Consider the following 12,853-nt stretch of genomic DNA (forward strand, 5'->3'; position numbering starts at 1 on the left):
TAACATCTCTTCCATTTGGCTTTAGAGCCAAAACTTATATTATTTCCTGACTCTCGCATAATAAGCTCGCAGATTTTGCAGATGACGCAGATTGTTTTTAATTAGTTGAAGATATAAACATTATATTTTATCCATACAAATATAAGAATCTGTGCATTCTGTGTGCTTTGTTGGAAAATAAAAACCTTATTAATGGATGAAACCAAAAATAAACGCCACCTAAATCAGGTGGCGCTATTAATTATAGTCTTTTGAATATTGCTGTTATCTCATCCTTTATTCCATCACCATTTACATCAGTTAACTCTTGTATGATTTCTAATTCAGTGGCGGTTAATTTTTTTATAGTAGAAACTTCAGTGCTTCCATCATATTTAACCTTCAGTGTTTTAGAAGAAGAGTCATAAGTATAGTCAGTGTTAGTGTCAGCATCAAGTTTGCATTCTGATTCAGCATTTCCATAGTAGGAAATTTCATGTATTTTTCCATTGGCTGCAATGTCTATAAATCCTTTTTTATCGCATACATTGGCATCCGATGATTTGCTGGCAATAATACTACCGTCTTTTCCGGAGTAGGCCATATATTTAGAAGGCTGCCATTTGCCAATAATACTAGGCTCTGTAGTTTTGTTATTGGCATCATCATTATCATTACTATTACATGCGAATAAGCTTAAGGCTGCAATGCTTAAAAATAGAGTTTTCTTGATCATACTTTTTATATTTGTTTTAAACGGAACAAATATAAAAAGTTTTAAATACTCTTCGTAGTGAAATATATAGATTTAATTCTATTTCTAAAAAATAGTGTTTAGCTAAAACTTAGATCATTTTTTCATCATAAGCTCACAGATTTTGCAGATAGCACAGATTGGTTTAAACTATGCGGAACAATACTTTATGATCGAAATAAAGATTTGCAAAATCTGTGCGATCTGCGAAAAATAAGATATCTCCTATAAATCTTTTGTCTGATTTTATTGAAAATATATTCAATGGGTTGAAAATTAACATTTTGTTAAGCTGATTCCGATCTTTTTATCTTTAAATTAGATGAACCAAATTCTAAAAAATGTATGATATCATCATCATAGGAACCGGAGCCGGAGGTTCCACTATGGCTTATCAATTAGCTGATAGCGGTAAGAAAATATTAATTCTGGAAAGAGGAGATTATGTTCCGGTTGAAAAAGAAAATTGGAGTTCCATAGAAGTTTTTCAGAAAAACAGATATACAACAACAGATCTTTGGCTGGATAAGAATGGAAACACTTTCCGTCCGGGAATGCACTATAATGTGGGTGGAAATACCAAGTTTTACGGAGCAGCTTTATTTCGCTTAAGAGAAGAAGACTTTAAGGAAATTCAGCATTATGACGGTATTTCTCCTGCCTGGCCTATTCAATATGATGATTTAAAATCCTACTATCTGGAAGCAGAAAAGCTCTTTCATGTCCATGGAAAAAGAGGATCTGATCCTACAGAGCCTTTTGATTCGGAGCCTTATCCTCATTCTGCACTGCCTCATGAGCCCAGGATTCAGGAAATTTTTGATGAATTAACGAATTATGGACTTCACCCTTTCGAATTGCCGATCGGAGTTAATTTTGAACCTCATTCCACAGCCAATGCTCCTTATACATTAGACCGTTTTGATGGTTTTCCGGATGCTTCTGAAAGAAAAGGTGATGCGCATCTTTGTGCATTATCAAAAGCATTAGAATATTCCAATGTCGAACTGATGACGAATGCAAAAGTTGTAAAACTTAATACCGATCACTCAGGGAAAAGAATTACTGAAGTTATAATAGAACAAGGGGAAGGAATGGAAACATTGACGGCAGATCTTGTTATTCTTTCGGCAGGAGCAATCAACTCAGCAGCAATATTATTACAAAGTAAAAATGATCAGTTTCCCAATGGGCTTGCCAATTCTTCAGACCAGGTGGGAAGAAACTATATGTTTCATCAGAATACAGCTTTGATTGCCTTATATACAGAACCCAATCCTACAAAATTTGGGAAGACATTTGGAATCAACGATTTCTATCATTCTGCCAGAGGATATAAATTTCCCTTAGGGCATATACAGATGCTGGGGAAATCAGACGAAAACCAGATCAAAGCAGACAGTCCGATTCCTGCTCCGGGTTTTACCTTTGATTTAATGGCAAAACATGCGGTTGACTTCTGGCTGACCTCAGAAGACTTACCAGATCCTGAAAACCGTGTAACAGTTGAAGACGGACAAATTAAAATTAGTTATACAGACAATAACCAAAAAGGACACGAGTTCTTAAAAACAGAATTAATCAAAGCCTTAAAGGCATCAGGGAAATTTGAAAGCTTCCTGTTTAAAGGATATTACTTCAGTAAAGGAATGGATATAGCTTCACCTGCCCATCAAAATGGAACAACAAGAATGGGACCTGATCCTGAAACCTCAGTCGTTGATACTTACTGCAAAGCTCACGATCTGGAAAATCTATACATTGTAGACGGAGGATTCTTTGTTTCCAGTGGAGCGGTAAATCCTGCACTTACGATTATTGCGATGGCATTAAGAGTAGGAGAGTATCTCAAAAAGCATGTTTTAAAGTAAATTCATGGATTCTAAGAAAATCATTATCATCGTTGTTTTCTTATTAGCTTTTCTTACTGGGGTGAACTTTGTAATTTTTCCGGCATTAGGAAATGCTTTTATGGATTCTTCCCTATTTGCACTTTCCATATCTCAATTTGGTAATTTGTTTGTACCTCAGGTCATCTGTATTATCATTTCATGTTTAAGTGCTCCATTTTTGGTTAATAAATGGGGACCGAAGGTTATTCTGGCTGTTGGTATCTTGTTAATGCTTGCCTCAACTGGTACTTTGTGGTTCCTGCATTATTTTATGAGCGGGAAATCATTATTGTTTCCCATACTCTTGATTCTGGTTGCTTGTATGGGAATGGGGTTTGGATTTTCCATTACAACACTCAATCCTTTGGCCGCAAGTTTATTTGAGAAAGGAAACTCTTCAGCCATTTTAATTCTTCAGTTTCTGGTAGGATTAGGGACGTCAACATCTCCATTGATGATGAATCTGATCGGAGACGTCAAAAACTGGATGTATGTTCCTGGGGTAATATTTATTGTTGTAAGTCTTGTATTCATTCTCTTTTTATTGCTTAAAATTGATAAAGGGACATTTTTCGAACTTCCTGACCATTTCAAAATTCCAAAAAAACTCTGGATATTTTTTGCTGCAATCATTTTATATGGTTGTGTAGAGGGCACTTTTGGAAGTTTTGGTGGGATTATTCTTAAAAATAAAGGATTGGATAATAGTAATGCAAGCTTTGGATTATCCTTATTTTGGGGAGGAATTGCTCTTAACCGGCTTTTATTCGGGATGCTTTCTAAAAAACTCGAGCTATCCTTATTCTTTATAACCTCTCCACTTTGGGTGGGTATTTTACTTTTGTTGCTCCTGATCTATCCCAACATCCAAATCTTATTGATGATGATGTTTTTAATCGGTTTCTTTATGGGAAGTATATTTCCTGGTTCTATTGGCTGGGGTACAGTTGAATTTCCAACATATTCAGTATTGGTTTCTGGATTTCTTATGGCTGCCAATCAAATCGGAACAGGAATTGTGACCAATGTTCTGGGGCACTTTTCCAATTATATTTCTACGATTATCGGACTATTGATCATATTAATGCTGCTTATCTGTGTTTTATTCTTTTATCTTAAAAAAGGGTCTAAAATTAAAGAGGCATTTTAGGAAAAGATAAATCAAATATTGACTGAGAGTTAAAAGAGTAAAACAAGAAGTATGATATCTATAGAATAATAGTAATAAAATTCAATAAAAGCGGGCTTTAGCCCGCTCTCATATTTTAAATATAGTCGAATGGCTTTAACTAAAACTCATATGATTTTTTGAATGATCTTTGCAGACTAAGATTTTTAACTATTTTATTCGTGCATTAGCGGCCAATAAAACAGTGTGCAGTTTTATAGAAGGTAAAATCCTTGCGCCTTAAAAACACCTTCATTATTCAATATCTTTTGCGCCTTTGTGTAATCCAACAGAATAATTTTCCTTTTCTCAGGCACTCCTTTTTTCTTATCCTATATCAACTTTTTTTTACCTCCACATCTCTTACATTTGTACCATAAATAATCACAGAAATGAAAACAGTATATCATAAAGCGGATTCAAGAGGCCATGCTAATCATGGTTGGTTAAACTCTCACCATACATTTAGTTTTGCAAACTATCAGAACAAAGACAGAATGAACTTTGGAGTATTAAGAGTATTGAATGACGATACCGTTTCTCAAGGAATGGGATTCGGGACGCATCCACACAGGGACATGGAAATTATTTCTATTCCTTTGGAAGGAGATTTGGAACACAAAGATTCAATGGGAACTACCGCGGTAATCAAGAAAGGTGAAATTCAGGTGATGAGTGCTGGAACTGGAGTACAACACAGTGAATACAACAAAAATAAAGACGAGGAAGTAAAATTCTTACAGATCTGGGTTTTCCCAAAAGAATTGAATGTTGAACCACGATACGATCAGAAAAGCATCAAAGAAGGTGAGAAGATCAATGGATTCCAACAGATTTTATCTCCCAATAAAAATGATGACGGAGTCTGGATTCACCAGGATGCATGGTTTAATATTGCCAACTTTAAACAGGGTAACGGTAAAAACTATATGTTGAACAAAAAGGATAACGGAGTATATGCATTTGTTTTAAAAGGAAGTGCAAAAGTAGGAGACCGTGTTCTGAATGAAAGAGACGGATTAGGAATCTGGGATACTCAAAGTTTTAATATTGAAGCCATAGAAGATGCTGAAATATTATTGATGGAAGTCCCTATGGAATTACCTTCTTATCTTAAATAAAAAACTAAATTTGTATCCTTACAATTAAAATAAAATAGGATCACCATCAACAAACTCATTGCGGATGGTGGTTCTTTAATGATAACTTAAAAATTTAATACGAAATATGAAAATCTTAGCAATAGCAGGAAGTAATTCAGAAGTTTCAATGAACAAACAGTTGGTAGCTTATGCATCAACATTATTTGATAAAGCAGAAGTAGAAGTGATTGATTTAAATCCTTTCGAAATGCCAATCTACAAACACGAAAGAGAATTAACAGGCGGAGTTCCTCAGGAAGCTCACGATTTTGCAGCTAAAATTGATGGAGCAGATTTACTGTTGGTTTCTTTAGGAGAACACAACGGAACGTACTCTACAGCATTCAAAAATGTGTTCGATTGGGTTTCGAGAATCAAAGACAGAACGGTATGGAATGAAGTACCCATGTTATTGATGGCTACATCTCCAGGAGGAAGAGGTGGAGCAGGAGTTTTAGAAGCAGCATCTAAGCGTTTCCCTTTCCACGGTGGAAATGTGGTAGAAACGTTCTCACTTCCTTTCTTCAATGATAACTTCGATAAAGCTGAACAGAAAATTTCTAACGCGGAGAAAGACAGTGAATTAAAGGAAAAAGTAAAGAAGATTGCGGCTATTGAAACTATCCTTGAAAAATAGAATTTGAATATTCATTTAAAATTACTATTTTTGCAAAAAGAAAAGAGATGAAAATTCAGACCTCCTATAAACAATGTTTTTCTCATAAAGGGAAAATTGTGGGCTCTGAAATTCTGAGATAAAATAACGGCCGATAATCTGAAAAGATTGTCGGCTTTTTTGTTTTCTAAATCGAATATAAAAAGTAAATTGAAATATATAAAGATCGTAAGACTACAGGCACCGGATCATCAATAATCTGAGAACTGAAATCTGATGATCTAAAAAATCTAAGCAGACATGAGTAACACTTACAAATCAGCAGGAGTAGACAAAGAAGAAGGATACAAAACGGTTGACAAGATCAAAAAAGCGGTTGGTGAAACCCATAATTCCAATGTGTTGAACCACTTGGGAAGTTTTGGTGCTTTCTATGAGATCGGTGGATACAAAAATCCGGTTCTTGTTTCAGGAACAGATGGAGTAGGAACAAAGTTGAAAGTAGCTTTGGATACCAAAAAATATGACTCAATTGGAGTAGACTGTTTCGCAATGTGTGCTAATGATATTCTTTGCCATGGGGCTAAACCTTTATTCTTCTTAGATTATTTAGCTTGTGGAAAGCTTGATTCTGAGATTGCAGCTGAAATCGTTTTAGGAATGGTAGAAGCTTGTAAAGACAATAACTGTGCATTAATTGGTGGAGAAACTGCTGAAATGCCGGGGATGTATCAGCCTGGAGATTACGATGTTGCAGGATTCTGTGTAGGAATTGTAGAAAAAGACCAGATCATTGACGGTTCTAAGATTAAACCAGGTAACAAAATTATTGCATTACCAAGCTCAGGATTCCACTCAAACGGATTCTCTTTAGTAAGAAAAGTATTCCCGAATTTCGAAGAAGAATTTGAAGGAAAACCATTATATGAAACGCTTTTAGTTCCTACAAGACTATACTTTAAGGATATTCACAAAGTATTGGAAGAAGTAAAAGTAGAAGGAATTGCTCACATTACGGGTGGTGGTCTTTACGAAAACGTTCCAAGAATTATTCCTGAAGGACTTTGTGCTTCTATTGACGGTTCTAAAATCAGAATCCCAAGTGTAATGCTTGAATTGGAAAAAAGAGGTGGTGTTACTCGTGAAGAAATGCACGGAACATTCAATATGGGTGTAGGGATGGTAATTGTTGTAGATGCAGAACATGCTGAAAAAGTATTACACCTTTTAGATGATGCTTACGAAATTGGAGAAATCACTGAAGGAGCAGAGAAAATCAATTTATCATTATAAAAATTAATTACTATGCCAGTTATGGCTAGACTGGTCAGTGTTACATCATAAATGAATAAATCCATCCGCTACTTGGTCATAGCAATAGTGCTCCTCGGAGTAGGATATTGGGGATTTCATAGCTGGAAACATAAAACATCTTTAGGAGAACTTATGACCATCGAAGCTTCATATATGATGTATGCCTGCGGAGATGATAATGATGATATAAAAGTTGAAAAGGTAATCAATCCAAAGTATAGCTTTTTATTAGGAAAAGATATAAATCCTGAAACGCTGGTACCAGAAGCATTCCAGACTTTAGAGTTGAAGAATTACTTCTATGATAACCGTACCGACCAATATAATTTGACGTACAGGTTGAAAGGTCGTTTGGAGCAGAACTCAAAGTCAGGATGCAGTAATTCCGCTCCCAGATTTTATGTTGAGGAAATAGAAAGACTGGATGGAACACATCGGGTAATAGTAAAATAAATCAAACAGGAAACTGAAAGCCTTGTCAAGGTTTAAAACCTTGACAAGGCTACCCAATAAATATGAAAAAACTAGTAGTGCTTGTCTCCGGTTCAGGAACCAATCTGCAAAGAATCATTGATACTATTGAGGCTGGAGAGATTCAGAACGCAAAAGTAGCTTTGGTAGTAGCAGACAGAGAATGTTTCGGACTGGAAAGAGCAAAGAATCATAATATAGAAACCATACTGATTCCAAGAGGAAAGAATTTCAGCAGCGAATTGGCTAATGTAATCCCACAAGATACAGATCTTATTGTATTGGCAGGATTTTTATCCATTTTAAAACCTGAATTCTGTGAAAACTGGAATGGTAAAATAATTAATATTCATCCGGCATTACTTCCGAAATTTGGTGGAAAAGGAATGTGGGGAATGAACGTTCACAATGCAGTGATTGAAGCCAAAGAAGTAGAAAGTGGGGCAACAGTACACTTTGTAACGCCGGGTATTGATGAAGGAGCAGCTATTCTTCAGAAATCTTTTGAAGTAACAGCAGATGATACTCCCGAAACATTAGCGCAGAAAGTTCATCAGATTGAATATGAGATATTTCCTTTAGCGATTAATAAAGTCCTGGGAAACTGATAATGTAACAATCTAGTAATGTACCAATTTACCAATCATTTAATTGTTACATTGTTAAACTGGTACATTGCTACATTAGCAAATAATCTAAGTAAAATAAAAAGTAATCCGGAAGTGAAAGACCCGGATACAGTTTGAAATAACTGTGAAAAGTAAAAATTGAAAGTAATGAGTAAAAAGAGAGTTTTAATCAGTGTTTCTGACAAAAGTGGATTAATTGAGTTCGCACAGTTTTTGGAAGCTCAGAATTATGAGTTGATCTCCACAGGAGGAACGTTCAAACATTTGAAAGACGCTGGTTTAAATCCAATTCAGATTGATGAGGTAACCAATTTCCCTGAAATGTTGGACGGTAGAGTGAAAACTTTACACCCAAAAGTTCACGGTGGATTGTTAGCGGTTCGTAACAACGAAGAGCACATGAAAACCGTTCAGGAGCACGGAATTGGTCTGATAGACATGGTTATCGTAAACCTTTATCCTTTCTTTGAAAATGTGAACAAAAACATTTCTTTACACGAGAAAGTAGAGTTTATTGATATCGGTGGTCCATCTATGCTTCGTTCTGCGGCGAAAAACTTTGATTCTGTTACCGTAATTACCGATGTAGAAGATTATACAACTGTAAAACTGGAAATGGAACAAAACGGGGATACTTATATCGAGACTCGTAAGAAGCTTGCAGGAAAAGTATTCAACCTTACATCAGCTTATGATGCTGCTATTTCAAGAATGCTTTTAGATGAGGAATATCCAACCTATTTAAATGCATCTTACAAGAAGGTTTCTGATCTGAGATACGGTGAAAACCCTCACCAGTCAGCAGCTTATTATGTTTCTACTTTCGAGAACGGAGCAATGAAAGACTTCGAGCAGCTTGGAGGGAAAGAACTTTCTTTCAACAACCTTCGTGATATGGACCTTTGTTGGAAAGTAGTCACTGAGTTTAAAGAAGAAATGGCTTGTTGTGCTGTAAAACACTCTACCCCTTGTGGAGTTGCTATCGGTACTTCAGCATTGGAAACGTATCAAAAAACTTTCGAATGTGATCCGGTTTCCATCTTTGGCGGAATTGTTGCAATGAACTATAAAATTGATGCAGCAACAGCTGAAGAGCTAAACAAAACATTCCTTGAGATTGTAATGGCTCCGGATTTTGACGAAGAAGCTCTTGAAGTATTAAGAAAAAAGAAAAACCTAAGAATCATTAAAATTGTAAACCCTGTTTCTGACAAGAAAACATGGGTAAAAGTAGACGGTGGTATCTTGGTTCAGGATAATGATTTACATTTCTCTGATGATATAAAAGTAGTTACTGAAACTCAGCCTACAGAAGAACAGAAAAAAGCATTGCTTTTCTCTCAGAGAGTTGTAAAATATGTGAAATCTAATGCTATTGTAGTTTCCAACGGAATTCAGGCCTTTGGAATCGGAGGTGGACAGGTTAACAGAATCTGGGCTACGCAACAGGCGATTGAAAGAGCAAAAGAAAAATTCACAGGAGATTTAGTATTGGCATCAGATGCATTTTTCCCTTTCCGTGATGTAGTAGACTTCTGCGCTCAGGAAGGTATTAAGGCAATCATTCAGCCTGGTGGAAGTGTAAAAGATCAGGACAGTATTGAAGCTGCTAATGAACACAAAATCCCAATGATGTTTACTGGGGTTAGACACTTTTTCCACTAATTAAAATAGAATTAAAAAATAATTAGGGATTGTAATTATAGCATCCAAAATTATATATTTGTAGAATAAGACTAGATAATAAATAAAGTATGAGAATATTAATCATAGGTGAAGGCGGTAGAGAATCTGCTTTAGCAGCAAAGCTTCAGAATGACCCAAGAATTTCTAAAATGTTTTTTGCTAACGGGAATGCTACTACCGATGCAATAGGGAAAAATGTTCATTTATCAGAAATCAAAGAACTTAGAGATTTCGCTATTAAAGAAAAGGTTGATTTAACAATCGTTGGACCGGAAGCTCCATTGGTAGCTGGGATCAAGGATGAGTTCAAAAAACACGACCTTAAGGTTTTCGGACCTACTCAGAAAGTAGCAAGCCTGGAAGGAAGTAAAGCTTTCTCTAAGAAATTTATGCAGACCTATGATATCAAAACAGCGAAAGCAGTAGTATTTGATTCATACAATGATGCTAAAGAATACATCCAGACTCAGCAATATCCTTTGGTTATTAAAGCGAGTGGTTTAGCTGGTGGAAAAGGAGTTGTAATTTGCGACAACCTTGAAGAAGCTGAAGCTACGATCCACGACTTCATGATCAGAAGAATCTATGGAGACGCTGGTATTCGTTTAGTAATTGAAGAATATTTACAAGGATTTGAAGCATCTATCATCGCTTTCTCAAACGGTGAAAAACTGTTCCCTTGTATCGCTGCAAAAGATTATAAGAAAGCTGGAAACGGTGATACAGGACCAAATACAGGAGGTATGGGTTCAGTGGCACCAAGCCCGGAATTCACTCAAGAACACTACGCTGATTTTGAGCAAAATATTTTAGAGCCTACTATTAAAGGTCTTAAAGCTGAAGGTTTCAGTTTCAAAGGAATCATTTTCTTCGGATTAATGGTAACTAAGAACGGAGCTTACCTTCTTGAGTACAACATGAGATTCGGAGATCCTGAAACTCAGGTATTGATGGCTCTTATGGAAAACAATCTTCTAGATGTGATCCAGGACTGTATGGATGGAAAAGACATCGAGCTTAAGTTTAAAAACGAAAAAGCAGTTTGTCTTGTAATGTGTTCAGGAGGTTATCCAAGAAACATTGAAACAGGTTTTGAAATTACAGGAGAAGATAAAGTAAAACACAGTAAACTGTTATACGCAGGAGCTGTCACAAAAGGAGATAAAGTAGTTTCCAACGGTGGTAGAGTATTGAACATTGTAGCTACAGGTGCTACTTTCGAAGATGCCCGCAAAAAAGTTTACGAAGACGCAGGTCATGTACATTTCGATTACGGCTTCTACAGAGAAGACATCGGAAAGTTTTAATAAATCACGAAAAAAGATTTGGAGCCATTCCAAGTCTTTTTTTGTAAAACAGTTAGGTAGTAAGCAATAAGCTTTTATGGAGCTAGATTTTATCAATAGGATTGGGCTTTAGCCCAATTATAAAAAAAGAGATGAAATTGGCTTTAGCCAAAACCTAAACAAATTGGTTAAACAGTTTTTGAGTGAAGCTTTGATGAGCAGATGTATCACAGACTTTATCATTCCATAGAATCTCAATTACAATGAGATGTTTAAGAATGAAAATCATTGTGAAAACTTAATGAAATTGAACCATCAAAAGAATAACTCAACATTATAATTCATAAATCATAATTCAAATGAACAACGGTATTATTATTTTAGATTTCGGATCCCAGTACAACCAGCTTATCGGAAGAAGAATCCGTGAGATGGGTGTGTACTCTGAAATCTTACCTTTCAATACACCTTTACAAGATATTATAGCAAAACAGCCAAAAGGAATCATCCTTTCAGGAGGACCTAGCTCTGTAAATGCAGAAAATGCCCACCTTGTGGAAAAAGCATTATACGAACAAGGAGTTCCTGTATTGGGTATTTGCTACGGAATGCAGATGACTGCTCACCTTTTAGGAGGAAAAGTAAACAAAGGAGAAAAAGGAGAATACGGAAAGGCTAATCTTGAGATCGTTAAAGAGAGCTCTTTATTAAAAGGAGTAACTCAGAACTCTGTAGTTTGGATGAGCCACTTTGATGAGGTAGGAGAGTTACCGGCAGGTTTTGAATTAAACGCAAAATCAGGAGTAATTGCTTCTATTTCCAATGAAGAGAAGAAAATCTTCTGCGTTCAGTTCCACCCGGAAGTTTCTCATACCGAAGAAGGAGGAAAAATGCTTGAAAACTTCGTGTTTGGAATCTGTAATGCAGAGAAAAACTGGAAGCTGACAAACTATATCGAGAAAACAGTTGAAGAAATCCGTGAGAAAGTAGGAGACAACAAAGTAATCCTAGGTCTTTCCGGAGGTGTTGACTCTTCTGTAGCAGCAGTTTTGATCCATAAGGCAATCGGAGATCAGTTAACTTGTATCTTCGTAGATACGGGATTATTGAGAAAGGATGAAGGTAAGAAAGTAATGGACCAGTATGGAGAGCACTTCCACATGAACATTAAGATGGTGGATGCTCAAGACAGATTCCTTTCAAAATTAGCAGGAGTAGACGATCCGGAAGCGAAAAGAAAAATCATTGGAAACGAGTTTATTCACGTATTTGATGAAGAATCTCACAAAATTGAAGGTGCTAAATTCTTAGCTCAAGGTACCATTTATCCTGACGTTATTGAAAGCCAGTCTGTAAACGGACCCTCTGCAGTAATCAAGTCTCACCACAACGTTGGAGGACTTCCTGAAGATATGGAATTCGAATTATTAGAGCCATTAAGAGAACTTTTCAAAGACGAAGTAAGAAGAGTAGGAGAAGAACTAGGAATTCCTCACCACTTGGTTTACAGACACCCGTTCCCTGGTCCTGGATTAGGAATCAGAGTATTGGGAGCTGTAGATGCTGAGAAAGTAAGAATCCTTCAGGAAGCTGATGATATCTTCATCGAAGAACTATACAAAAACGATCTTTACGAAAAAGTATCTCAGGCATTCGTAGTATTACTTCCTGTAAAATCTGTAGGAGTAATGGGAGATGAAAGAACTTACGAATACACAGCTGTAGTTCGTTCGGCTAATACCATCGATTTCATGACTGCAACATGGAGCAGACTTCCTTACGAATTCTTAGATACTGTTTCAAGCAGAATCATCAATGAAGTAAGAGGAATCAACAGAGTAGCTTACGATATTTCAAGCAAACCACCTGCAACGATTGAGTGGGAATAATTTCAACTTGAATTTTAAATATAAATC

11 protein-coding genes are annotated in these 12,853 nt (G+C 36.2%); 10 read left to right on the forward strand and 1 reads right to left on the reverse strand.

Translation table 11 applies throughout. The features are described from left to right. Window positions 1-241: 241 nt before the first annotated feature. A complete protein-coding gene (locus BLS98_RS02635; RefSeq protein ID WP_089733317.1) occupies window positions 242-715 on the reverse strand; it encodes a lipocalin-like domain-containing protein in 474 nt (157 codons plus the stop codon). A gap of 359 nt (window positions 716-1,074) precedes the next feature. Between BLS98_RS02635 and BLS98_RS02640 the strand changes: the two genes are divergently transcribed. From BLS98_RS02640 to guaA, 10 genes are all read left to right on the forward strand, one after another. Continuing rightward, window positions 1,075-2,604, forward strand: a complete 1,530-nt coding sequence (locus BLS98_RS02640) for a GMC oxidoreductase (protein WP_089733318.1) — start codon at window positions 1,075-1,077, stop codon at window positions 2,602-2,604. Window positions 2,605-2,608: 4 nt separating this feature from the next. Next, on the forward strand, window positions 2,609-3,775 hold the full coding sequence (locus tag BLS98_RS02645; protein WP_089733320.1) for an MFS transporter: 1,167 nt from the start codon (window positions 2,609-2,611) through the stop codon (window positions 3,773-3,775). A gap of 410 nt (window positions 3,776-4,185) precedes the next feature. Further along, on the forward strand, window positions 4,186-4,914 hold the full coding sequence (locus BLS98_RS02650; RefSeq protein ID WP_089733322.1) for a pirin family protein: 729 nt from the start codon (window positions 4,186-4,188) through the stop codon (window positions 4,912-4,914). A gap of 106 nt (window positions 4,915-5,020) precedes the next feature. Then, the gene (locus BLS98_RS02655) at window positions 5,021-5,572 is read left to right on the forward strand and encodes an NADPH-dependent FMN reductase (RefSeq protein ID WP_089733324.1); all 552 of its coding nucleotides are present in this window, start codon (window positions 5,021-5,023) and stop codon (window positions 5,570-5,572) included. Window positions 5,573-5,851: 279 nt separating this feature from the next. Next, a complete protein-coding gene (purM, locus tag BLS98_RS02660) occupies window positions 5,852-6,844 on the forward strand; it encodes a phosphoribosylformylglycinamidine cyclo-ligase (protein ID WP_089733326.1) in 993 nt (330 codons plus the stop codon). A 51-nt stretch (window positions 6,845-6,895) separates the two neighbouring features. Then, complete coding sequence (locus BLS98_RS02665) at window positions 6,896-7,318, forward strand: hypothetical protein (RefSeq protein WP_139166065.1); 423 nt, start codon at window positions 6,896-6,898, stop codon at window positions 7,316-7,318. Window positions 7,319-7,380: 62 nt separating this feature from the next. Further along, complete coding sequence (purN, locus tag BLS98_RS02670) at window positions 7,381-7,944, forward strand: phosphoribosylglycinamide formyltransferase (protein WP_089733330.1); 564 nt, start codon at window positions 7,381-7,383, stop codon at window positions 7,942-7,944. A gap of 168 nt (window positions 7,945-8,112) precedes the next feature. Then, window positions 8,113-9,630 (forward strand): bifunctional phosphoribosylaminoimidazolecarboxamide formyltransferase/IMP cyclohydrolase, encoded by a 1,518-nt coding sequence (gene purH / locus BLS98_RS02675; protein WP_089733333.1) that lies wholly within the window; start codon window positions 8,113-8,115, stop codon window positions 9,628-9,630. Window positions 9,631-9,719: 89 nt separating this feature from the next. Continuing rightward, complete coding sequence (gene purD, locus BLS98_RS02680; RefSeq protein WP_089733335.1) at window positions 9,720-10,958, forward strand: phosphoribosylamine--glycine ligase; 1,239 nt, start codon at window positions 9,720-9,722, stop codon at window positions 10,956-10,958. Between the two features lie 338 nt (window positions 10,959-11,296). Continuing rightward, window positions 11,297-12,826, forward strand: a complete 1,530-nt coding sequence (gene guaA / locus BLS98_RS02685; protein WP_089733337.1) for a glutamine-hydrolyzing GMP synthase — start codon at window positions 11,297-11,299, stop codon at window positions 12,824-12,826. Window positions 12,827-12,853 lie beyond the last annotated feature (27 nt).

The sequence above is a fragment of the Chryseobacterium jejuense genome (assembly GCF_900100075.1).
Classification (GTDB): domain Bacteria; phylum Bacteroidota; class Bacteroidia; order Flavobacteriales; family Weeksellaceae; genus Chryseobacterium; species Chryseobacterium jejuense.